Origin of the sequence: Snuella lapsa (genome assembly GCF_039539345.1) — a bacterium.
GTDB lineage: Bacteria > Bacteroidota > Bacteroidia > Flavobacteriales > Flavobacteriaceae > Snuella > Snuella lapsa.
This window is the reverse complement of the sequence record NZ_BAABCY010000034.1, coordinates 20,891-43,817: the sequence shown is the minus strand read 5'-3', so window position 1 is coordinate 43,817 and position 22,927 is coordinate 20,891. Positions and strand designations below refer to the sequence as shown.

Below are 22,927 nucleotides of genomic sequence, written 5' to 3'. Positions count from 1 at the left end.
GAAAAGGAAGAGAGAATAGTTGAAGAGAATCAACAGAAATTTGATTTTTGAACCAGGCCCTCGAAGCCCCTTTTAGGGGCAATTCAAAGCCACCTTCTTAGAAGGTGTGATTTTTACTTTGAGCCTATAATTTCGTTATCAATAGAATTTTCTTACTTTTAAAGAAAATCAATTACATGCCTAGACTATTGCCTAATCTTCCGGTAGAAGATTTAACTTTTGAAAATGATTATCTTGGAATTATAGATAAAGGAGAGATTATCAAAACTTTTTTAAAAAGCAATACAAGCGAATTTCCTGATATTAAAATGTTTTCTCTTTATGGTGACTGGGGAAGTGGTAAGAGTACTTTAATGAAGTACCTCGAAAAGGAGTTAAAAGGCAGTTTTAATACTTTCTTTTTTGAGGCATGGGAATTTGAGAGTGATGCCAATTTATCAATTTCTTTACTTGAGTATTTTGTTGCTGAGAGTCGGGATTCGACGGAAGAAACTTTTGGAGAGATTGTTAATATTGCGGCTAAATTATTTAAAGGGTTTTCTAATTCTGTGAGTGTTTCTATACCTGGGTTGAGAATAGATGGAAGTAAAATAGTTGAAGTACTTGATGAAGGACTAGGTCAAACTTTTTTGCTGTTAAAAAATAGATTTAAGGAAGAGTTTATTAGATGGGAAGATAATAAAACAGTTACAAAACCATATGATTATAATATTGTATTTGTTGATGACTTAGATAGATGTGAACCTGAAAATGTGTTGAATTTGCTTTCTGCTTTGAAGTTGTTTTTTACATATGGGCAAAAAACCATTTTCTTCTGTGGTGTTGATAAAAAAGCTGTTAATGAAGCTGAAGTGTGTAAAGTTAAAAAAATAGTGAGTTAGAGTTTATTCTCAACATCAAAATAAGATTTTGAATAAAATTGCTTTCCTGATAATGTATAGCCCTCTAAAAGGATTTCAAATACACCTTCTACATCTGAAGTATAAAATTCTAGTTTATCCAATTGTTTAGTCTCACGAATATTGGGCTCCCATAATAGTTGCCTTCTGTAATCGGGAATTCTATCTAACTCCCGCTTAATATCGGAGTAATTGGGACGATCATGCAACTTTAAATGCTCTGGCGCACTAAGCTTTAACTTAACCACATTATCTCCATTTGCCATTAAGGTAAAATCTCCCTTTTTGGATGTGATATCTATTATGCCGTTGAAAATACTCGGGCCATAAAAATATATGCCCCTAACTACACTAATGCGTTCTATCCTGCCTGCGTCATAATCAATAATAGCATCTGCATTTTGAATTGACACGCCATCAAAAAGAACCAATGGTTCTAATTCACTAAAACGATTACTCCTTTTTTCTTCATAATCAAACACCTTAAACTTAAAGCCCCCATTCTCCCCTCTAATAGCGGCCTTTTCTACAACTTCAATGAATGTTTCCCTTAAAGACGGAAATCTTTTGTAATCATCCAATACGTAATCGACACTGGCTTCACCATAAAACACAGAAGGCAATTGCTTTGCCACAATACTATCCCTTTTTGTTTTATAGTAAGCACTTTCAATTTGGTTATAGATACTCTCCCTTAAGATCCAATCTTTAATATTGGGGTCTAGCTTTACTTTTTCAAAGGTCAATTCGCCATAATCTTGAAAACCATTATCATCCAACACTATCCTATAATTTTCCTTATTCTTATCTGAAAGCTGAACTAACGCATTGGTATCGTTATAATTCTCTAGTACATTGAAATAAAACTTACCTGAACTGTCGGTTATACTATTTTTATAGATGTAATTTTTACCTGGAAATGATATAGAAACTATTTTATTGGGCACCACAGAATTGTCCTGCTTAGATTTTACAGTTCCCGAAATTATCTCTCCCCTAATCTCTGGCAATGCTTTACGCGACGTTTGGGCAATAGTTGTGCTTTTTAGGTCTTCTTTGTTTAAAACTTGTATCGGGTTTATTTTCCTAACAGATAGACTATAATGTCCATGGGGTAATTCTTTAGTGCCATTATCTATTTGCAAAACCACTTTACTTCTGAGGCTGTAACTGTTTTTATCCGTTTTGATAATACTCTGCGGTGCTTTATTTGCCGTTAACAGACTATTTTTTTCAGTAATAGAAGCTATTTCTACAAAATTATTGTTGCTAGAATCTTTTTCAACCGCATTACCAGCTGTGTATGGATTAATTATAAAAACATCCTTTTGAAAAAAGGACTTACTATTCCACTTAGTATAAGCTATTAATTTATAGTGACCTGTCTTAACATTTGTAGGGATAAAAAAATCACCATGCGCCACACCGTTATCCAGTTTTAATTTATGGCTAAAGAGCTTTTCTTTGCCTGAAGACAGCAATTCCACATAGCCTAATTTACTAATAGAGCTAGGTAGGTTACCCCCAACTAAACCATAGAACTTATAATACAGCTCTTCGCCAACAACAAATACAGTCGCATTCGAGCTTAGAATCACAGCTTCCCTTGCCTGTACAGGAAACACCTCGCTAACGCCTTGTGAAAACACAAAGTTTACGACTAGGCACATGATAATGCTACATTTATAACCCATATTTCCCATTAATCTTCCCAAAATTCAGGTTTTTTACCAGATGAAAATGTTGTACAATTACCACAATGAGGTGTTGTAAGCCCATACACGGACTCCTCATAACCTGCTACACTTGCATATATATAATCATCAAACGTTAAATTCTGATATAAATAATAGCGTTCGTTTATTTCTGGACCAGTATTTAAATAATCCCATAATATTACCTCACAGTCATAAAAATATGGCGGCTTGTCAATACCGAAGTCTAAATAATTAAAATAAATTCTTTTTGAAGATACCGAAGACACATCAAAAAAACCAATAGCATTATCATTTTCGTAAAGACTGGAAACAATATTTCCTTGAATAAACCCTGGTTGATTATCAAGAAAAATACTTCCGTCCGAACCTAAATCCCTTAATATCTTATAAAAATTATACGCATTGGCTGATTGGACATATTGCTTGACCAAAATACTGTAACGATCCCTTAATATAGGATCTTCAATAGGTATGAATCGTATTGGAACTTTCTTTAATGCACTCGCTGCTAGCCCATTAACATTGTCTAAAAGAATTTCCTCAGAATTATGAGTTGAATAACATATTTTTTGTTCCTGTGGACGCGGCACTAATTCAATATCATACGACAGTGAAGGACTAACCACCAAATTGGTAATTAGGGCATCGTAACTCGTGTAAAAAGGCGCAACAATTTTATAGGTTTCTTCATACTCGTATCTGAAAAATTGTGCCTCTCCTAAATTTTCATTAGTATCGGCTAAGACCTGAATACCAGAAACCCCATCTACATCAATGAGTTCTGCGTACAAATTATCAATAGTTGCCAATGGCACCAATTGTTCTTGTGAGGATTCAAATTTTCTCCCATCTAGAGTTTCCACAAACAACTTATAAGACACCCCAGCTTCGGCCATAAACGGTATTGTAGAGACATACAGTCCATCTCCTTCATCTGTAAAGCTATACGTGTTTTGGTTGCTATCTTCAATTTTAACTGTAGCCCCATGTTCATAATTTGGTTCAGTGCTTTCTAAAACATGGGTTCTGGATATTTTAATTTCTTGAGACATGACCTCATTGGTTATCGTTGCTTCAATTACGAGCCTATCCTCAAAAGTTTCTGTCTTCAATTCAAACCGTTCTGTACAGCCTAAAACAACCAGCCCAACTATTAAAACCCTATATATTATTTTTCTATTCATTTCTAAAACTTAAAATTGTATGTAATAGTTGGTATTGGCACTGAAAAAATAGATGATTTGTACCCTTTTATTCGGCCTTTTTCATTTACAAAATATACCGAATACGGATTATTTCGACCTAACAAATTATAGATCGACACATTCCAAAAACTATGCGCCAGTTTCTCATTTCTATGGTCTCCTTCAATATTTATACCCAAATCGAGTCTATAGTAATCTGGTATTCTATGCTTATTTCTATCGCTATACAACACCTGTTCGTTTCCTGAGTAATAATACTTGCCCACAGGATAGGTTACCGGCCTTCCTGACTGATAATTAAAATTAAACGAAACACTATATCGTTTGGTTATTCTATAATTAGAAATTAAACTTAAATCGTGGGGGCGATCTTGGTTGGCTGGAAAATATTCGCCATTGTTAACCTTATCGGTTAAAAATTTACTGTCTAATTTTACTAGCGTTCTAGAATAGGAGTATCCCAACCAACCATTAAGCCTGCCTTTTTTCTTTTTTATGAGGAACTCCACGCCATAGGCCTTACCGTCGCCAGACAACAATTCTGTCTCAATGTTTTCATTTAAGGTTAGGTTGGCGCCAACCTTAAAATCCAATAAGTTTTTCATGTTTTTATAATAGCCCTCAACGCTCGCTTCGTATTGGTCTTCTTTAAAGTTTTTAAACAGCCCCAAGGAAAATTGATCTGCCCGTTGCGGTTCAATATTAAGATCGGACAGCTTCCACGAATCTACGGGTGATGCCGTGGTATTTGTAGACAATAAATGTGAATATTGAATGGTATTATTATATCCCAACTTTAAGGACATGCTTGAAGACAAATAATATCTTCCCGATAGTCGTAATTCCAGACCTCCGTAAGATTTAACAACCTCATTGTTTTTATAAAACTTAGTATATATTACACTTTCTTCGCTTCTTGGAGCATCTGGATTGTAAATATTCTGACTGCTTTCTCCTAATGCTGTATAAACGGAATACCTTAGTCCCGCATCCAATTGTAATTTTTCATTAACGCTAAATAAATCAGATAAAAACACAGCGGACTCCAATCCTTTTTCTTTATCTAAGGATTTACGCTCAATATCTGACTCATTACCCAAAGGTTTTATATATCCCGGTTGAATATTATACAGTTTGCTACCTATACCATAGGTAAACTTATGGATCTTACTATGATTATAGTTTGCCAGCAGTTTAAGTTGTGTTTCGTTTATACTAAAACCATAATCAAAATTTCTATTGAAATTTCCTTCGTTAATGATATTAAACTTATAGTTACTGTTTGCCAACCTAACCGAAAGCCTGTTTTTATCGTTAAATTGATGTCCCCATTTAATAGAGGCCAATTGGTTGGCATAAGCATAGGTAGAATCTGAAGATATACTGAACTCATCACGACTCATGTAACCCGTTGCCTGTAATGTGTTTTTGTTATCTATTTTATGGTCGTATTTTAAAACAGCATCGTAAAATGAGGCTGAACTGTTTTTAACAGACTCTTCGGAAATTGCTTTTAATATCCAATCTGAATAGGTTGCCCTTACCCCTGCCATAACAGAAATCTTGTCCTTTACAATTGGAGTCTCAAAAGTTAAATTTCCTGTAATGGGCCCTATATTGCCTTCGCCGGAAAACTTTTTCATATTGGCTTCCTTGGTTTTTATATCGATTACAGATGACAAGCGCCCTCCAAACTCTGCAGGAATACTCCCTTTATAAATATCTACATCATCAGTAACAAAAGGGTTAATGGCCGAAAACACCCCAAAAAAATGTGAGGGATTATATAGTAGTGCATTATCAAAAAGAATTAGGTTTTGATCGACCTTGCCTCCCCTTACACTATAACCCAATGCCCCTTCTCCTGCTGTTTTGATACCCGGCATGGTCGTTGCTACTTTTAAAATATCCCTTTCACCCAAAACGAGAGGGATGTTTTTTATACCTTCAACATCTATTTTTGTTACCCCAACTGCGACCTTTTTTATATTATCGTCCCTGTTCGATTCAATTAAAACCTCATCCAGCTGTTCTACAACTTCCTGAATATTTAAGTTTAATATACCATCGCCATAGACAATAATCTGCTTTTTGTCCTTTCCGTAAGACAACGAAGATAGTTCCAAAATATAGTATCCAGAGGGCAGGTTTAAGGTATAAAAGCCATCAGTACCAGTTAATGTATTCGCTCCTATGCCAGCTACGAAAACCGTCATACTTTCAATTGGCTTTCCAGTTTTTGAGTCCCTAATAATACCCGATACCGTAAATACTTTTTTTGAAGACCGTTTGTTCTCTTTTCCCACCGAATACACTATACCCGAACTACCAACAATTCTTTTCTCAAATTGCTTTTGCTTTGCGGTAGGCATTTTAATTTCTTCCTCATCCTTTATGGTGTCTCCAAAATATCCTATAGGCAGTTCTGTAAACACAGCATTATTGTTTGTTAAAATAATTCTTTTATCTAGAAAAATATAATTTATTGATGTGCCATCCAACAGACCATCAATAACTTCTGTTAAGCTAGCATCTTTAAAGGATTTGGTTATTTCACAACCGCTAAACCAATCTTTATCGAAATAAAAGATAAAATCTATTTCATTTTCCAACTGTTTTATCGCTTCAACACAATGCACTTTTTTAAAACTTATGGATATTTCCTTTTTGGATTGACCATAAAAAAGTTGACAAACAAGAAGCAAAAAGTATATTATAAAGTTCCTTTTAATAAACATATTAATTTAGTTGCCTTGGCATTAGTTATCCAGACTCTTAAGGAGTCTGACTAGAAAATCTCTTCTATTGCTTCTGTAAAGTCTGCTGTAATTTTTATAAAACAGCTTTATTAAGTCTTCCTTTTCAGGAATAGCTTTCGTGACTTCTTTAATCCTACTTGCCTCAAAAAAAGTCTCTCCATTTTGTATCACATAAACTTCACTATCGTTAAAAACACTATAGATCTTTTGATCCTTAATCTTTTCAACCTTTTTTTTTATGTACTTAATATATAAGGAATACCCATTTCCTTTATACGCCTCTTTAAAAAAACCATGACCATAAAACGATGCCAATGACTTCCTAAAAGGCAATCGCACAAAGGCATTATTGTCTCCAATAGCAAATGATGTTACTAGCTTAGAGTTTAGGCGTATGTGATTGGCATCTATAAAGTGAACGACAACAACATCCTCCAAAAGATCATATTTTAACTTTAAATTGTAATAAGGTTGCCTGTTATAAATAACACTTCCAGGTATTAAATTGAAGGAACCATAAAATTTATGGTCATCTGGCGAAAGCCTTCTATCTAAATCTACATATTCAAGTCCATTATAGACTTCATTGTTTTGGGTTTGGGTTAAATTATCATATAAATTGTATAGATTTTTTTCCAATGATTGAGCCTGAGACAAACATGAATTAATCAATATCAGGTTAAGCAGGAATAATAAACATCGCTTTTTCATCATAAGCATTTCATTCAAAAAATTTTACTAGAATAATCTTTTATTAATTTAACACCAAAAGTTAATGAAAGAATAATCTTTTATACAAAGAAAAAAAAACCACAATTACAACTCGGGTGTTTTTTGATCAAAAAAGGCAGGTATATTTATATTTCAAAGTCATCTTATCAAAGGTTACTTCCTAAAAATGGCTCATTGAATTAACAAGGCCTCATTAAAAATGTCGTCAATTAAAAATTAACGCTTTTAAAATACACTACCAATTAATTTACAAAGGCATGTGTTAAACCACATAAAAAAAACAGAAAAATCCGTCTTTTTTGATGAATATACCTACTAATTTTATGTAGATAAAACATATATTTGAAATCTCTAAAATTTACTGTTCAACATTGATTTTCTGGAAAAGGATGAAAATTATTGTTAAACATATCTAAACCTAGCTTTATTATGTTAGACAATTGTGTAAACACTACTGAGAGATTTCTTACTTCGCTTAATATTGAATATACTAAAAAGTATTTAAAGGACTGTGTTTTGTCCCATCCAGATCACCCAAGTTTATTGTCGATTTTCGATACTTTGAAAAAATACCGAATTGACACCTTAGCTGTGAAAATTGATCTTGACAAGCTTAAGGATATGCCCATGCCTTGTGTGGTTCAGGTTGAAGAAAATAACCAGCACATGTTTTTTGTCCTGCAAAATATTTCCAATAAAAATGTTTCTTATTATGGACATGGGGATAAGCGTATTGATATAGACCTAAAAGATTTTTCAAAACAATGGACTGGGGTTTGTTTGTTGGTTGAAACAAACGAAAACTCAAAAGAGAAAGACATAGAAAAAAAACTGTTTACTAGGGATTTACAAAATGTTTTAATGAGCAGTATTATACTATTAATCTTGGTATGGGGCATTTTTAATTTTACTGCCTCTGAAGTTTTCAATAATGTACCTCTACATTTATTTTATACAATCGCCTGTATTCTCTTAAAAATTATTGGATTAATCGTTGGTGTATTTCTGTTGTGGTTTGAAGTAGACCAATACAATCCAACACTACAAAATTTCTGTACAGGGGGAGCTGGAAGTAAAATCAACTGCAATGCCGTTTTAAATTCCAAGCAGGCTAAATTGTTAAATGGTACATTAAGCTTAAGCCTTTTGGTGTTTTCATACTTTTTTGGATCGCTTGCCTGCCTTATGATTAGTGGTTTTTCATTGAATGTCTTGTCCATTTTAGGGTGGCTAAGCTTTATTAGTTTGCCCATTATTCCTATTTCAATCTATTGTCAAGCGGTTGTTATAAAGCAATGGTGTAAGTTCTGTATCATCATTCAGGCTGTTCTGCTAGCCGAAATAGGTGTTTCATTTTTTAGTGACTTTTATAAAAACACAATAGGATATGAAACAATTCCTTTATTACTAGCACTTTTATTAATTCCTATGTTAGGATGGAAACTATTAAGGCCTCTTTTGGAACAAGAAAAGGAAGTGAATGTCCATAAACGAGGTCTAAAAAAAATAAAGCACAACCCTGATGTATTGGAAGGCTTATTGGTAAAGTCCAGAAAAATTAAAACATCTACAGAAGGTTTAGGCATTTCCTTAACGAATGCCGAAGCAAAATACCATGTAATAAAAGTATGCAATCCCTACTGCGGTCCTTGTGCTAAGGCGCATCCGGCACTAGAGGATTTGGTAAATGCAGGTAAGATAAATTTACAGATTTTGTTTACAGCCAGGTCGGGAGAAGACAGAATGAGGAAACCTGTAAGCCATTTTCTGGCTATAGATGAAAAAGGAGATAGCCCCAAAACCCAGCAAGCCTTAGACGACTGGTATCTGGCTGATCAAAAAGATTATGAGGTTTTTGCAAAAAAGTACCCTATGAATGGTGAACTAAAACAGCAAAGCAAAAAAATTGAGTCCATGCGGGCTTGGTGTGATGCTGAACACATAACCCATACCCCGACCATATTTATTAATGGGCATGAACTGCCAAAGGAGTATAGTGTAGAGGATTTAAGAGAGGTATTATAGTAAAAAATAAATATGTCATTACGAGGAGCAAAGTGACGTGGTAATCTTTTGAAGATGAAGTTAGAATTTTAAAGATTATTATTGACAGTAAAATATTAAGTGAAACTTATTTAAAATTGAGTTTCACTAAAAAAAACCAAAGCTGTCACTTTGGGCATGAACAATATCCTTTCGCGAAGGGCAGACACAAACCTTGAGTGTCTTTAACTGTTCAAGGCAAAAATAATTATTTAAAACTTTAAAAAATGAAAAAATTAAGTTTAAAAGATCTAAAATTAGAAGATGGATCCATGCTTAAGGCAAACCAATTAAAAACTATTTTAGGCGGTTATATTGGTTACAGCACTCCCGGAGAGGTCCAATATTGTGAAACAGATGCTGACTGTGATCCTGATGCATTTTGTCACGCACCAATAAATGCTGGTCCAGGCCAGCCAAATAAGTTTTGTTGGGCCTATTAACTTCCAAGAAGTGATGCTTTAAAGAGGCTTTTGTCATTGAAAAGCCTCTTTTCAGGTTACTTTTAAGTAGTTTCCCTGCGCATACTTCGTATTTTTAAAAAGGCTCAACCAATAACAAATTATCAAGAACTTTTTCCGCGAAAAATATTGATAATATAACGGGAGTTTTATTAACAGTTGTCATTTTTTGAAAAAATCATTTCCATTTTACAAGCAACCAGATAGTAAGGACTGTGGCCCTACCTGTCTACGCATTATTGCCAAACATTATGGTAAACTTATTTCCTTAGAAGATATTAGGGATTTGTCTGAAACCACTAGGGCAGGTAGTAATCTGCTAAAGTTAAGCGATGCGGCCGAGGCCATTGGCTTTAAAAGTATTGGGGTCAAAATAGATTATAGAAAACTTAAAGAAGCTCCGCTACCACTTATTGTCCATTGGAACAAAAAACATTTTGTGGTGGTCTATAAAATTAAAAATGATATGGTTTATATTTCTGATCCCTCCTATGGACTAATCACTTATGGCAGGGATGAGTTCATCCCTCGATGGATAGGTAATAATGCCACAGAGGATACTAAAGAAGGGGTTGCATTACTTTTAGAATTAACTCCAAAGTTTAATCAGCTTAACTGGGATGAAACCGATAAAAAATCGTTTAGGTTTCTCTTTCAGTACTTATTCAAATATAAGAAGTTACTTATACAGCTTATTATTGGTTTGATTGTTGGTAGCTTGTTGCAACTTATTTTTCCGTTCCTTACCCAAAGCATAGTAGATGTTGGGATACAAAACAGGGACGTTAACTTCATCTATATGGTGCTTATTGCGCAGGTGATGTTGTTTTTGGGGGAGACTAGTGTGGGTATATTTAGGAGTTGGATCTTGTTGCACTTAAGTACTCGTGTCAATATATCTTTAGTATCAGATTTTTTTATCAAGCTCATGAACCTACCTATTGCTTATTTTGATACCCGCATGACAGGGGACATCATGCAGCGGATTAATGACCATAAACGTATTGAAAGCCTGTTAACAGGATCAGTACTGAATACTCTGTTCTCTATGGTCAACCTATTCATATTTGGGGCCGTACTTATTTATTACAGCACCTCTATCTTTTTCATTTTTGCCGTTGGGAGTATCATTTATGTGATTTGGATCCTATTCTTTCTTAAGAGACGTAAGGAGCTTGATTATAAACGGTTTTCGCAATTAAGCCAAAACCAAAGTACCGTGATCGAACTCATAAACGGGATGCAAGAAATAAAGATGAACAATGCCGAAAAACAAAAGCGTTGGAAATGGGAATATGTCCAAGCTAGACTGTTTAAAGTGTCCATGCAAAGCTTAGCCCTAGAGCAAACTCAAGGGGCTGGATCATCATTTATCAACCAAGCAAAAAATATATTCATAACCTTCACTTCGGCACTGTTAGTCATAGAAGGCAATATTACCCTGGGGATGCTGCTTTCTATCCAATATATTATTGGCCAATTGAATGGTCCCATTGGTCAATTGGTAGGCTTTATACAGTCAGTTCAAGATGCCAAGATAAGCTTGGAACGCTTGGGAGAGGTACATGATAAAGACGATGAGGAAAGTAAAGAAAAACATTTAATCTCAGCTATTAAGCCCAATCAAGATTTAAAGATCAACGATATTAACTATCGATATTTAGGGAGTGACGAAAATGTTATCAGGGGCATCACCATGCAAATTCCAGCCAATAAAATAACAGCCATTGTAGGTGCCAGTGGCAGTGGAAAGACCACTTTAATGAAAATTATTCTTAAATTCTACAATCCCGAAAAAGGCAGTATCATGTATGGGGAGCACTACTTAAATACAATTTCCCACAAGGTATGGCGGGCCAATTGTGGCGTGGTTATGCAGGAAGGTTATGTGTTTAACGATACCATTGCTTATAACATTGCCGTAGGCGAAGATACGATAGACCAGAAACGATTGGTGCAAGCTACAAAAGTAGCCAACATTTATGAATTCATTCAATCCTTGCCTTTAGGTTTTAATACTAAAATAGGTAATGAAGGTACTGGAATGAGTACGGGACAAAAGCAGCGCTTGTTTATCGCTAGGGCTGTATATAAAAATCCAGATCTTTTATTTTTTGATGAAGCAACGTCGGCGTTAGATGCCAAAAACGAACGTACAATTATGGAAAACCTAAATGAGTTTTTTAAGCGTAAAACGGTAGTCATAATAGCACATCGCCTAAGTACCGTAAAGCATGCCGATCAAATCGTAGTACTTGATGAAGGAAAAGTAGTGGAATCTGGCAAGCACCATGAACTAATAGACCAGAAAGGTATTTATTACAATTTAGTGAAGAATCAGTTGGAATTGGAACGAATAAATAGTTAGAATAATGCCTGAAAATAGATTCGAAGATAATTTAGAATTACGATCGGAAGAGGTTCAGGAAATCCTTGCCAACCCTCCGGTTTGGATTGTACGTTGGGGAATTACCCTTATTTTTATGTTTACTGTCATCATTTTAGCATTGTCCTTCATGATCAAGTACCCCGATGTGGTTACGGCAAAGGTTTTGGTGACAACTAAACAGCCTACAGAAAAAGTGGTGTCCAGATATTCGGGACAGTTGGATAAAATTTTTATTAAAAACAGGGACACGGTTAAAATTGGTCAAAAATTGGCGATAATAAAGAATACGGCCAGTTTTGATGATGTCTACTATTTAAAAGGAATTATGGACACTTTGCCCTATAGCCTAAAGGATTTAAAGTTTCCTTTTGAGAAAACTTCAAACCTTATTTTAGGAGATATAAGCCCTGCCTATTTAAGTTTTGAAAAGAGCTATACAGATTATGTTCTGTTAAAAGAGCTTGATCCTTACACCAATCGGTTAGGGGGCAATAAGGTGGCATTGCATGAAATAAAAAACAGGCTTCAAGATCAAATTAACCAAAAGCGGTTTTTAGAGCAGGAGTTTTTGTTAAAACAAACGGATTTAGACAGGAATAAACTTTTATTTGAAAAAGGGATTATTTCAAAACTGACCTATGAACAAAAACAATTGGAATTTTTGCAAATACAAAAAAGCATCAGTACCATGGCCATTTCCATTTCCCAAATGCGAGAGGCCATTTCATCTGCGAGTAGAACGTTGAAGACAACCAAAATAAATGAACAGGAAGACAATACCCGATTTTTAAAAAATTTAAACCAGTCTTTTGACTTGCTCAAAGAAGCCATCAGGGATTGGGAATACAATTATGTATTAAAATCTTCTATTAACGGTGTTGTGAGCTTTCAGGATTATTGGGGAAGGCACCAATTTGTAAGTAGCGGCAGTGTCGTGTTTTCCATTTTACCTACAGACACATCTCATTTGGTGGGTAAATTAGTTATACCTGCCCAAAACGCAGGCAAGGTTAGTGTTGGGCAAAAGGTTTTTATAAAATTGGACAATTATCCCTATCAGCAATACGGTATGCTAATCGGAAAGGTGACCAATTTTTCTATTTCACCTAACGAAGAAGGTAATTATACGGTATTTATAGAATTACCCAATGGCACCAAAACCTCATACAATAAAACCTTTGTCTTTACCCAGGAACTCTTGGGCAATGCCGAAATTGTTACAGAAGATTTAAGCGTTGCAGAACGGTTATTTTATAAGTTTAAAGAAGTATTAACTTATAATTAAGCATATTATGATAAAAAATAAAGCGATATGGTTATTTGGTTTATCTGGAGCAGGTAAAACCACGCTTGCCAAACAAGTTTCCCAAACGTATGAGAAAGCAAACATAAAAACTATTCTATTGGATGGAGATATACTGAGAAACGGCATCAATAAGGGATTAGGTTTCTGTAAAGAAGATCGATCTGAAAATGTTAGGAGAATAGCCGAGGTTTGTAAACTTATGTTGCAAGTTGGTACCGTACCCATTGTCTCAGCTATCACACCTTATGAGTCTGATAGACTCAAAATAATGAAAGTTATCGGAGAAGAGAACCTTGTATTGGTGCACGTAAAATGCCCAATTGATACTTGTGAATCTAGAGATCCTAAAGGGTTATATGCCTTGGTTAGAAAAGGGGAAATAAAAAACTTTACAGGTATTTCAGACACTTACGAAAACACAAAAATAGCTTCTCTAACAATTAATACTGAAGAAGATTCAATAGATACCTCTATTAATAAGCTTTTAGAATCTTTATCGATTAAAATTGAAATATGAGACTTAAAAAAGATGAAAAAATAGAATCTCCATTTTTTGGAAACTATTATTGCTTGATACCTAATACTGATTTTGCCTTTATTGTTATAAGTAAAAATGCGTGCACATTTTTAAAAAAAGTAGCCATTTATAACAAAGAACATCTTTGGGTCCCGGATATTCCAAATGTATGGGAAGCCCATCGAATAATTGGTTGTAATCCAGAGCAATCCGATTATCTTTTTACAATTGAGCAACTAAAGGAACTGGAAAGCGAACAAAACAGAAAGATACATAAGTTTGCCGTTTGGAGAGACCCAATAGATAGAATAGTATCAACATATAAGTTATTTGTCCTAGAAAGAGAGTATAGATGGTATTTCTCTATTTTAAACTTTTACGAAGATGACTCATTTGATAGATTTATGGAATTTGTAGAATTTGAACTAAGGAAATCAGATCCCCTTCACATCGATGAGCATATAAGAAAGCAAGTTGAATATTACAATTGTCAAGAAATTGATGATGTTATACATCTAAAGGATTTATATGACTATTTGGAATCAAAAAAGATCCCCTTTATTAAAGAAGCTTCCAATAAAACAGATGTAAACTTTAATATTAGTAAAGTAGAGCATGTCAATAGGATAAAAGCGCTTTATGAAAAAGACTATGGCATAAAAATAACAGGGCAACCTTTTTTTGTTTGATAACTGTGATGTTAAAATAAGACTATCAACAATGAGCTCTATAAAAAAGATACATTTTATACACATTGGTAAAACGGGAGGTACGGCTATAAAATATGCCCTAGAGCCTTATAGCTTCACCAAAAAGCATCAAATAGTATTAAATAAACATAATTTAGGATTAATGGATGTTCCTAAAGGAGAAAAAGTATTCTTTTGTGTTAGGGGTCCAATTCTGAGGTTTATTAATGCTTTTTATTCTAGGCTGCGTTTAGGTCGCCCTAGATATTATGCACCTTGGATAAACGAGGAGACGGTTGTATTTAAAAACTTCGAAACACCTAACGAATTAGCTAAAATCTAATGAATTGGTATAGGGACGATTATGAAATAATGGACTTTCTAAGTAAGAAGTATTTTAATCTAAAAATTCAAGTATTACATTATGAGTAACTATCACAAAATTCTATTTATAGGTGGCTTGCACAGAAGTGGCACTTCCATTCTAAGCAGTATGATTTCAAGTTCAAAAAATGTAAGTGCCTTTAACAACACAAGTGTTCCAGAAAACGAAGGGCAGCATTTGCAGACAATATACAAACCAGCACACGAACATGGAGGCCCAGGAAAATTCGCCTTTGATGAAACTGCCATATTAACTGAAAAAAGCCATTTGATTAATAAAAAAAATAAAAAAACTATTTTTCAAGAATGGTCAAGTTATTGGGATCTATCCAAAGAAATTTTGTTGGAAAAATCACCTCCAAACATGATCAGAACAAGATTCCTTCAAAGCTTGTTCCCAAATACATATTTCGTTACAATTATAAGGCATCCCCTATTTGTGTCTTTTGCAACACAAAAGTGGACAAGAGCACCTATCGAGAATCTCTTAGAGCATTGGATTTGTGCACATAAGATATATTTCCACGATAAAAGTCACTTAAAAAAAAGCATAACAATATGTTATGAGGAATTGATAAAATCTCCAGGGAAAGTATTGCAATTGATTGATAGTTTTTTGGGGACGGAGATTGAATATGAAAATCAATTTGTCGATAACAATATCAGGTATTTGGATATGTGGAATTCAAATTATATATCAGTAGCCGATAAAAACGGGTTAGTTAAAAAGTATGAAAAAAAATTGAATGATTTTGGTTATAGCTTGTTGGATTTCAATTTGTGTCCAGATTTTAATGACTAATACTTTTTCTTGTATCAATCTATGAATTTAGAAGCAAAAGCACATTATCTTGCCCGTTTTTTACTTATAAATACCGAAACTGTTCAGGACAATGGTATTAAAGGAAAAATTCCATTACTATACTTTTTTTTTAAGTATAGTAGAATATATTCAAAGGAATTGTATACAGAATTCGCGTTTGAGATTTTAGAAGACATCTTAATCACTGAGTTGCATACTATAGAAAACGATATAGAAAAAAACAACCCTAAAATAGCAGAAATAGGTTGGGCATTGATGCAATTTATTGAAAAAGGCTATTTTGAATCTGATGATCTGGATAATATCCTGGCTATAATGGATAAAAGCGTTTTCCGGGAAGTAAAAATGCTTAACAAACAGGATGTTTTAATAAACCATTTGCCTCAACTGATCGTTTTGGGGCTGTACTTGGTGTTGAGGTTAAGAGTAGCAGGAAGTGAAATGAAACAGGTTGAAGCCAAGGCCTCGCTTTCAAAAATTTTTGTTTTACTTATAGAAATGGATTTGGCATTAGTCAAGGATGCTGGATTATTTGGACTTTACCGTTCTTTTATAAAATCTGTCATTAGTGATAAAGCTGTTGTTAAGTTCAGCAAAACAGAGGCAAAAAGCCTAAATGATTTAAACATAGTAAATAATGAAGGGTTTATGGCAAATGACCACAAAAATCCACTTGAGGAGCAGAAGTTTGATGATATAACAACCAATGATTTGTTTTTTCCAAATCTTATCGAGGAAACAACACAGGCTAACCAAGGCGAAAAAAAATACTTTCAAAATTTAATGATGTATGCTATTCGATTATTAAATCAGGGTTTAGAAATTAAGACAAATTCTAATGAGTTTTATATGCTTACGTTTTTACAAGATATGGTAAACCATGAATGATATTTATTAAACGTATCCCTTATTAACCATAGGTACAAATGAAAAGAAAACGGATTTTTATTGTAAATCAAGCTGATGACTCGCATAAGTATGGGGTTGGAAAATACATAAACGAAATAATAGATCAGGCCTCATCCAAATCTAATGAATTGGAATTGGTTTACGTTCTAGTCGGCGTTTCTGATATATCTGCAGTACAGCACGATAAAGTTGAAAATATTGCCTATTTAAAAATCCCCAAGCCTTGTGGCTATCAAAAAAATATCAGGAGCTTATCCTATGTGTATTCCAAGGCTGTATTTATATTATTGCATGACTTTTATGAATTTAGTGAAACAGATATATTTCATTTCAATAGCAATATGCAATATTTTTTAATTGCATTAATTAAAGAACATACAAGAGCTTTCCTGATTTATACTGTCCATGTTTCTTTATGGAAAGTCCATTATAACAATAACTACAGCAAGTTTATAGAAGATTTCACCAATTCTGAAAAAGACTCCTTTCATATAAATAATATAAGGGCTGAAATGAAAAACTGCGAGCTTTCAAATAAGGTAATATGTCTTTCAGAAAGCATGAAAAAGGATATGTTAAAAGTATATAAAATACCAAGCGAAAAGGTTTTTGAAGTACCCAACGGTATAAAGCAACAAAAGTTTACCGATGAGGACTTTAGAAATATTGAAACGATAAAGAAAGATGTATTAATTACCGAAAAAGACGTTATATTTCTTTATGTGGGCAGGCTAACTCCTCAAAAAGGGATAGCACAATTGTTAAGTACTTTTAAGGATATTGTTGAAAAAGGATATGAAAACGTAAAGTTGCTTATAGTTGGGGACGGAGCAATGAAAGCATCTCTTGTTAAGAAGTACGAAAGCATAAAAAAGAGGATAATATTCGCCGGGTATTTACCAGCTAATTCGGTTAAACTATATTATAAGCTTGCCGATGCCCTAATATTTCCATCTCTAAATGAACAAAGCAGTTATGTTATGCTGGAAGCCATGTCTTTTAAAGTCCCTATGATTGTAACAAATACTGATATTTTTGAAATGCTTGAGCATAATAATTCTTGCTTAAAAATAAGTCTAAACAAACAAAAGGAACTAAATCCTTTTTCTTTTAAAAAACAGTTATTGACTATGCTCAAAAATGATAAGTTAAGAAATGAAATTGCTAAAAATGCCTATAGGTTATATTCTCAAAAATATTCTGCAAAAGTCATGTTTGATAGTACCTACCAAACTTAATTACGCAAATCACATACGTTTGTCCACAACATTACCATTAAAAGCTATTAAATTAAAAAGCCGACGCATTCTGGAGCGTACACGGTTACCGTAACATTCCTCCAGTTCTTGAGCGTTGAGGTTTGTGGTTGCATGGGTTCTGATTTTTCGCTGAAGAAATAAATCATAACGCGATAAGAGAATTTCACCTATGACATTACAATCTTTACCAAAATACCTTCCTGTTGTTTCTACTCCTAAATCGTCAAAACAATAAAAGTTGCTATTGCCATATTCTTGAATAATTTTAAAACCAATGTTGTTAAAAGTAAATGTGATATTTCTTGCTGGAATTAATTCGTAAGACTTATGATGTGGCACTATGTACCTTAACAGCTTCATCAAACTGGTTTTGCCACAACCTACCGGACCAGATAACAGAATCCCTTTATTCGGATCGATATTTAGTTTTTCGCAAGCTTCAAAATCACGAATGAAATAGATGCATAACTTATAAAGTACCACCTCGTCTTCTTCATATATCTTGAAATTTTTGCCAAATAGCAACTTTCCCTTTGCATCGAGGAAAATGAGTATACTTTTAAAATCGTAATGGATGTGGTTGTCTTTGAGTTCGCCAAGTTTGTATTGGACGCCTTTTTCGACGATTATATGAGGTTGATTTGTGTTCATTTTTGAGATTCTTCGCTTTGCTCTGAATGAGCTGTGTCAAAGAGGTTCGTTATATTTTTTTCTTTGATTTTAGTGCTGTCGCTTTTGGTTTCTTTTTTATCTGTCTTTATTTCCTCCAGATAATAAGCTAGTTGTCCAGACCATTTTTCGGGGAAACTATACGATTTTACATTAGGTATCTTGAATAGTTCTTTGGTTTTAAGGTTGTAAACAGCCAAAGTGTCTTTAGGTGTTTCTCCTTTTTTACCTTTCGACGCTTCATGTTGTCAAGGCTTTCCTTTAAGGGTTTTATTTCATCTTATAAAACCACCTGCTTTGCTGGTGGTCATGTTCTGAAGGCTATGCCTATATTTGTACTATGAGCAAATATAAGAAACTTAGTCATGTTATATATAAATGTGAATATCACATAGTTTGGGTTCCAAAGTATAGGTTGCGAATATTAAAAGGAACAATAAAGACCTTGGTTGAAAGGGATATACGCTCTTTGTGCGAATGGAAAGGGTGTGAGGTTCAAGAATTGAACATTCAAGAGGATCATGTACATTTGTTGGTATCGGTTCCGCCAAAAGTTTCCATCTCTAAACTGATGGGAATTTTAAAAGGGAAAATAGTAATAAAGCTGTTTAAGAGTTATCCTGAATTAAAGCAGAAGCCATATTGGGGAAATCATTTCTGGGCGAGAGGTTACTTTGTAAGTACTGTAGGCTTAGATGAAGAAATGATAAGAAAATATGTGAAACATCAGGAAAAGGAAGAGAGAATAGTTGAAGAGAATCAACAGAAATTTGATTTTTGAACCAGGCCCTCGAAGCCCCTTTTAGGGGCAATTCAAAGCCACCTTCTTAGAAGGTGTGATTTTTACTGTAAAGGTTTAGTACATGACAAAAATACAATCTGCTGATAATCAGTAAATTAAGTGTTGATTTATTTGACTAAAGCATTGATTTTCAGTATATTAGATAAATAATTCCACTTATTTTTCTAATGAAGAAAACCAATGCTGTCACTAAAAATAGTGAATTGACCTTAGTTCTCAACAGTCATTTCCAAGGAAAGTTAAATTTAGCTAGGGTAAAACTCATTTCTCACTTTATCATTGCGCTTTGTAAAGTGCAAACAGTTACTTTTGAGAAACTAGCCAATGCTTTTGATGCCAGGGCAAACCCCGAGTCTTCTTTGAGACGTATACAACGGTTTATTGCGAACTATAGTTTAGATTCTAACCTTATAGCGCGTCTTGTTTTTAACCTGCTTCCCAAGCAAGACAAATTAATCTTAAGCATAGACAGGACCAACTGGAAGTTTGGGCAAACCAACATTAATATTTTCATGCTCGCTATTGTATATAAGGGAGTTGCTTTCCCTTTGTTGTTTGCCATGCTTGATAAACGAGGTAATTCTAATAGTAAAGAGCGTATTGAACTGGTGAACAGGTTTATTTGTCTTTTTGGTAAAGATGTTATTGATTCTGTTGTTGCCGATAGAGAGTTTGTAGGTGAACAATGGTTGGGGTTTCTTAACACAAACAAGATCCGGTACTACATCCGTATTCGTAATAATTTTAAAGTATTTCTTCCACATAAAAACAAAACCATTAAAGCTTCTCATTTGTTCAATAGGTTTAAGGTCAATGAGTTTGTTCATTACAATAAAATTGTACGTGTTAATGGAGCACTCTGCTATTTATCAGGATGTAAATTGGGCAATAACAGCAGAAAACAAGATTTCTTAATAATTGTATCGTTTAACAAACCTGAAAAGGCCCAACAAGATTATAAACAGCGATGGCAGATTGAAATGTGTTTTAAAGCAATGAAATCTAGCGGGTTTGATATTGAAAAGACCCATCTAAAAGACATTGATAGAATAGAAAAATTAATCTAAAGAATTCCTCGAGGCTCTGCCTCGGGGTTTAGCTGAAAAGTTTGAAAAACGGAGAGTTTTTCAAAACACTTTGAAAAAGTGTACTTTCGAGAAATGAGTGAACATATTTTAAAAAGGCATAATAAAAGCTTGTTACTTTATCATTTAGTTTTTCCATTGAAATATAGAAAATCAGTCATAACAGAAGAAATAGGCGAGGGTTTAAAAAGTATTTGTTTGGAAATTTCAGAACGTTATGAGGTACATTTTATAGAGATAGGTTATGAATCTAATCACGTACATTTTTTAGTTCAAAGTGTTCCAAGTTATTCGGTTTCAAAAATGATTAGAATGTTAAAAAGTATCACTGCAAAACAATTGTTTCAGAGATTTCCAGAGATTAAGGAAAAACTATGGGGAGGTAAGTTTTGGACTAGTGGTTTTTATGTAAATACAGTTGGACAATACTCAAACGAAGAAGTGATTAGGGAATATGTTAAAAATCAAGGAATGGAAAAAGAATATAAGAAATTGCATTCAAATCAACTAACATTGTTTTGATACCTCGATGGCTCTGCCTCGGGGTAGTTCATTCCTCTTGGTAATGATTGCTTTTGTGTGGTGTTATAAAATTGGCATACATCTACACCGTATAAACCCTATTACTATTAAAAAGCATGGCAGAAAAGCTAAAAGCATTTTTAAATATGGACTCAATTTCGTTGCAAACTGTTTATTGAACACTAAGAATCAAAACAATATCAACCTATTTCATTTTTTGTCATGTACTTAGCTGTAAAGGTTAAAAACTTAGAATCGTAGGTAAACAGCCCTTTGCTTGCTCTGTGATATTCCAAAAGTGTTTCGCCTTTGTTTGACTTTAAAATTAAATGACTATCTGCATCGTCCTGTTGTAAGTCGTTGGTTGACCCAAGAAAATAAGCCCTCAATAGAAAAATTGTTGGTAAGTGCATAGTTGGTATTTATTAAAATAGAATGGGTAACTCTTAATCTAGCATTATCATCTAGTTTTTCGTTGCCATTGTTTAGGGTATTTAAATTATTATAGTCGTAGTGGATGCCTATTTGTAAGCTTCCTTTTTCTAATATGGGAAGGCCAATATTATTTGAAAGCGGTATACCGCCCGAGCAACATGTTTGGGCATTAATATGTAAAATAGGGAGCATACAAACAATCGAAAGCAATTCTTTAAAACACATAGCAAGTTTCTTGTGGATATATAAGGAGTCGTTACTATATGAGTATCCTTACTGGTTTTAAGAATTGACCATCTATGTTGTGTTAGTGTAAACGATTGAAAAATTATTTGTTTAAGGTGAGATTTGTTGGAGTTTGTCTTGAGTATTTCAACTACCTTACAGGTTGTGTCAAAAGGTTGTCCTTAATTTTAATTCATAGCCAAATTAAATGCTTTAATGCAATTCTTCACAATAAAATCCATAGCGCTTTAGGGCATTACATACCGTTTGTGCTTTGAGTATTTTGGATTCGACTCGGAGAATATTATCACAATCCTCCAAGTCAAAATTCCAACGACCCTGCCTTGCGACCAATGCATCTAAATGTGGCTGTAGTAGTTTTACATGTCTTGGTCTCGAAATAGAAGTTTTAAATACTAAAACGGTTTTCATTGGCTGTTCGTTTTTAAGATTGATTAGCGTTCGTAGAAAGCTGGTGGCTCAATACCCAAAGACCGCAAATACACATAACCTTGTCCGCGGTGGTGTATTTCGTTATCTATAAAGTAAAAAATAGATGATTGCACTGTGCCTTCGTACTGTCCAAATAGTTTGATAGTATTCTGGAATTGGTCTGGCTTTATTTGAGCCCAATACCTATTGATTTCGTCTGTGGATTTATCCCAGAGTTCAAGTAATTGCTCTTTTTTGTTGCCGTGTTCAAAGTGCTCGTTAAGTGGAGATGTTTTTCCTGTGGCAATTTCTTGAATACCGGGACTCGCAATACCTAAAAGTTCCATGACCATTTCCGAAAAGGGGCGCATGCCACCAATAGTGTGATTAAAAAATGCATCCTCAGGAAATGCTTCAATAACGCGTCGCGTAAGACTTCTATGTCCTTGCCAATGATTGATTAGTTGGGTAGGTGATATCACCAGGTCTGCTTTTTTGCTTTTGTTCAATGTGGTTTCCATACTCTAATTTTTTAATGATTTTAAGATCTTGAACAAAATTAAAATTGGTGTATGACAGCCCTTTGTCAGTAGAAAAAAATAATTTTCATTTTTTATTATAAGTGTCTGCAAATAAGCGTTTTAAAATATGATATAGGTTGTTT

General features: G+C 34.0%; 22 protein-coding genes. 14 read left to right on the top strand and 8 right to left on the bottom strand.

The features are described 5' to 3' along the window. The first annotated feature begins 176 nt into the window (after positions 1–176). Positions 177–881 carry a KAP family P-loop NTPase fold protein gene (locus tag ABD792_RS06640; RefSeq protein WP_345005083.1) on the top strand — a complete coding sequence of 235 codons (705 nt, stop codon included), beginning with the start codon at positions 177–179 and terminating at the stop codon, positions 879–881. Here ABD792_RS06640 and ABD792_RS06635 read toward each other — a convergent pair. The 4 genes from ABD792_RS06635 to ABD792_RS06620 all read right to left on the bottom strand — a co-directional run bounded on the left by ABD792_RS06635 (position 878) and on the right by ABD792_RS06620 (position 7,295). Further along, entirely contained in the window at positions 878–2,614 is a 1,737-nt protein-coding gene (locus ABD792_RS06635) for a hypothetical protein (protein ID WP_345005082.1), read from the bottom strand. The two genes, ABD792_RS06640 and ABD792_RS06635, sit on opposite strands and share 4 nt — an antisense overlap. Further along, positions 2,602–3,801 carry a DUF4249 domain-containing protein gene (locus ABD792_RS06630; RefSeq protein ID WP_345005081.1) on the bottom strand — a complete coding sequence of 400 codons (1,200 nt, stop codon included), beginning with the start codon at positions 3,799–3,801 and terminating at the stop codon, positions 2,602–2,604. The genes ABD792_RS06635 and ABD792_RS06630 overlap by 13 nt, the downstream gene beginning before the upstream one ends. A gap of 2 nt (positions 3,802–3,803) precedes the next feature. Beyond that, positions 3,804–6,434, bottom strand: coding sequence for a TonB-dependent receptor (locus ABD792_RS06625; protein WP_345005080.1), 2,631 nt, complete (start codon positions 6,432–6,434; stop codon positions 3,804–3,806). A 147-nt stretch (positions 6,435–6,581) separates the two neighbouring features. After that, positions 6,582–7,295 carry a hypothetical protein gene (locus ABD792_RS06620; RefSeq protein WP_345005079.1) on the bottom strand — a complete coding sequence of 238 codons (714 nt, stop codon included), beginning with the start codon at positions 7,293–7,295 and terminating at the stop codon, positions 6,582–6,584. 447 nt (positions 7,296–7,742) lie between these two features. On the opposite strand from ABD792_RS06620, the gene ABD792_RS06615 reads away from it, so the two are divergent. The 10 genes from ABD792_RS06615 to ABD792_RS06570 all read left to right on the top strand — a co-directional run bounded on the left by ABD792_RS06615 (position 7,743) and on the right by ABD792_RS06570 (position 18,072). Beyond that, entirely contained in the window at positions 7,743–9,338 is a 1,596-nt protein-coding gene (locus tag ABD792_RS06615; RefSeq protein ID WP_345005078.1) for a cysteine peptidase family C39 domain-containing protein, read from the top strand. Between the two features lie 245 nt (positions 9,339–9,583). After that, on the top strand, positions 9,584–9,799 hold the full coding sequence (locus tag ABD792_RS06610) for a hypothetical protein (RefSeq protein WP_345005077.1): 216 nt from the start codon (positions 9,584–9,586) through the stop codon (positions 9,797–9,799). A 187-nt stretch (positions 9,800–9,986) separates the two neighbouring features. Beyond that, positions 9,987–12,185: a peptidase domain-containing ABC transporter gene (locus ABD792_RS06605; RefSeq protein ID WP_345005076.1), complete on the top strand. Its 2,199-nt coding sequence runs from the start codon at positions 9,987–9,989 to the stop codon at positions 12,183–12,185. A gap of 4 nt (positions 12,186–12,189) precedes the next feature. Then, positions 12,190–13,491, top strand: a complete 1,302-nt coding sequence (locus ABD792_RS06600) for an HlyD family secretion protein (RefSeq protein WP_345005075.1) — start codon at positions 12,190–12,192, stop codon at positions 13,489–13,491. 7 nt (positions 13,492–13,498) lie between these two features. Next, complete coding sequence (cysC, locus tag ABD792_RS06595) at positions 13,499–14,029, top strand: adenylyl-sulfate kinase (RefSeq protein WP_345005073.1); 531 nt, start codon at positions 13,499–13,501, stop codon at positions 14,027–14,029. Continuing rightward, a complete protein-coding gene (locus ABD792_RS06590; protein ID WP_345005072.1) occupies positions 14,026–14,718 on the top strand; it encodes a sulfotransferase family 2 domain-containing protein in 693 nt (230 codons plus the stop codon). The genes cysC and ABD792_RS06590 overlap by 4 nt, the downstream gene beginning before the upstream one ends. Positions 14,719–14,749: 31 nt before the next feature. Next, a complete protein-coding gene (locus ABD792_RS06585) occupies positions 14,750–15,061 on the top strand; it encodes a hypothetical protein (protein WP_345005071.1) in 312 nt (103 codons plus the stop codon). An 81-nt stretch (positions 15,062–15,142) separates the two neighbouring features. Continuing rightward, a complete protein-coding gene (locus tag ABD792_RS06580; RefSeq protein WP_345005070.1) occupies positions 15,143–15,904 on the top strand; it encodes a sulfotransferase in 762 nt (253 codons plus the stop codon). Positions 15,905–15,925: 21 nt separating this feature from the next. Continuing rightward, positions 15,926–16,813 (top strand): hypothetical protein, encoded by an 888-nt coding sequence (locus ABD792_RS06575; protein WP_345005069.1) that lies wholly within the window; start codon positions 15,926–15,928, stop codon positions 16,811–16,813. Between the two features lie 38 nt (positions 16,814–16,851). Further along, positions 16,852–18,072, top strand: coding sequence for a glycosyltransferase family 4 protein (locus tag ABD792_RS06570; protein WP_345005068.1), 1,221 nt, complete (start codon positions 16,852–16,854; stop codon positions 18,070–18,072). A gap of 9 nt (positions 18,073–18,081) precedes the next feature. Here ABD792_RS06570 and ABD792_RS06565 read toward each other — a convergent pair whose 3' ends face one another. Both ABD792_RS06565 and ABD792_RS06560 read right to left on the bottom strand, forming a co-directional pair. Then, complete coding sequence (locus ABD792_RS06565; RefSeq protein WP_345005067.1) at positions 18,082–18,744, bottom strand: P-loop NTPase family protein; 663 nt, start codon at positions 18,742–18,744, stop codon at positions 18,082–18,084. Next, positions 18,741–18,962: a hypothetical protein gene (locus ABD792_RS06560; protein WP_345005066.1), complete on the bottom strand. Its 222-nt coding sequence runs from the start codon at positions 18,960–18,962 to the stop codon at positions 18,741–18,743. Before ABD792_RS06560 ends, ABD792_RS06565 begins: the two co-directional genes overlap by 4 nt. Positions 18,963–19,102: 140 nt before the next feature. Here ABD792_RS06560 and tnpA (ABD792_RS06555) point away from each other — a divergent pair, with 140 nt between their 5' ends. From tnpA (ABD792_RS06555) to tnpA (ABD792_RS06545), 3 genes are all read left to right on the top strand, one after another. Further along, positions 19,103–19,543: an IS200/IS605 family transposase gene (tnpA, locus tag ABD792_RS06555; RefSeq protein WP_345005065.1), complete on the top strand. Its 441-nt coding sequence runs from the start codon at positions 19,103–19,105 to the stop codon at positions 19,541–19,543. 188 nt (positions 19,544–19,731) lie between these two features. After that, the gene (locus ABD792_RS06550; protein ID WP_345005064.1) at positions 19,732–20,631 is read left to right on the top strand and encodes an IS4 family transposase; all 900 of its coding nucleotides are present in this window, start codon (positions 19,732–19,734) and stop codon (positions 20,629–20,631) included. Between the two features lie 93 nt (positions 20,632–20,724). Further along, positions 20,725–21,171, top strand: coding sequence for an IS200/IS605 family transposase (gene tnpA / locus ABD792_RS06545; protein WP_223552304.1), 447 nt, complete (start codon positions 20,725–20,727; stop codon positions 21,169–21,171). Between the two features lie 333 nt (positions 21,172–21,504). Here the strand turns inward: tnpA (ABD792_RS06545) and ABD792_RS06540 are convergent, their stop codons facing one another. Together ABD792_RS06540 and ABD792_RS06535 are read right to left on the bottom strand one after the other, a co-directional pair. Continuing rightward, the gene (locus ABD792_RS06540) at positions 21,505–21,798 is read right to left on the bottom strand and encodes a hypothetical protein (RefSeq protein ID WP_345005063.1); all 294 of its coding nucleotides are present in this window, start codon (positions 21,796–21,798) and stop codon (positions 21,505–21,507) included. Positions 21,799–22,286: 488 nt separating this feature from the next. Beyond that, complete coding sequence (locus ABD792_RS06535; protein WP_345005061.1) at positions 22,287–22,784, bottom strand: DinB family protein; 498 nt, start codon at positions 22,782–22,784, stop codon at positions 22,287–22,289. Between the last annotated feature and the right edge of the window lie 143 nt (positions 22,785–22,927).

Bases quoted from the DNA above. Each gene is read 5' to 3' on its own strand.
- ABD792_RS06585 (WP_345005071.1), top strand. From the start codon at position 14,750: ATGAGCTCTATAAAAAAGATACATTTTATACACATTGGTAAAACGGGA.
- ABD792_RS06600 (WP_345005075.1), top strand. From the start codon at position 12,190: ATGCCTGAAAATAGATTCGAAGATAATTTAGAATTACGATCGGAAGAG.
- ABD792_RS06565 (WP_345005067.1), bottom strand. From the start codon at position 18,744: ATGAACACAAATCAACCTCATATAATCGTCGAAAAAGGCGTCCAATAC.
- ABD792_RS06630 (WP_345005081.1), bottom strand. From the start codon at position 3,801: ATGAATAGAAAAATAATATATAGGGTTTTAATAGTTGGGCTGGTTGTT.
- cysC (WP_345005073.1), top strand. From the start codon at position 13,499: ATGATAAAAAATAAAGCGATATGGTTATTTGGTTTATCTGGAGCAGGT.
- ABD792_RS06535 (WP_345005061.1), bottom strand. From the start codon at position 22,784: ATGGAAACCACATTGAACAAAAGCAAAAAAGCAGACCTGGTGATATCA.
- ABD792_RS06550 (WP_345005064.1), top strand. From the start codon at position 19,732: ATGAAGAAAACCAATGCTGTCACTAAAAATAGTGAATTGACCTTAGTT.
- ABD792_RS06610 (WP_345005077.1), top strand. From the start codon at position 9,584: ATGAAAAAATTAAGTTTAAAAGATCTAAAATTAGAAGATGGATCCATG.
- tnpA (WP_223552304.1), top strand. From the start codon at position 20,725: ATGAGTGAACATATTTTAAAAAGGCATAATAAAAGCTTGTTACTTTAT.
- ABD792_RS06640 (WP_345005083.1), top strand. From the start codon at position 177: ATGCCTAGACTATTGCCTAATCTTCCGGTAGAAGATTTAACTTTTGAA.
- ABD792_RS06540 (WP_345005063.1), bottom strand. From the start codon at position 21,798: ATGCTCCCTATTTTACATATTAATGCCCAAACATGTTGCTCGGGCGGT.
- ABD792_RS06615 (WP_345005078.1), top strand. From the start codon at position 7,743: ATGTTAGACAATTGTGTAAACACTACTGAGAGATTTCTTACTTCGCTT.
- ABD792_RS06575 (WP_345005069.1), top strand. From the start codon at position 15,926: ATGAATTTAGAAGCAAAAGCACATTATCTTGCCCGTTTTTTACTTATA.
- ABD792_RS06570 (WP_345005068.1), top strand. From the start codon at position 16,852: ATGAAAAGAAAACGGATTTTTATTGTAAATCAAGCTGATGACTCGCAT.
- tnpA (WP_345005065.1), top strand. From the start codon at position 19,103: ATGAGCAAATATAAGAAACTTAGTCATGTTATATATAAATGTGAATAT.
- ABD792_RS06590 (WP_345005072.1), top strand. From the start codon at position 14,026: ATGAGACTTAAAAAAGATGAAAAAATAGAATCTCCATTTTTTGGAAAC.
- ABD792_RS06620 (WP_345005079.1), bottom strand. From the start codon at position 7,295: ATGATGAAAAAGCGATGTTTATTATTCCTGCTTAACCTGATATTGATT.
- ABD792_RS06580 (WP_345005070.1), top strand. From the start codon at position 15,143: ATGAGTAACTATCACAAAATTCTATTTATAGGTGGCTTGCACAGAAGT.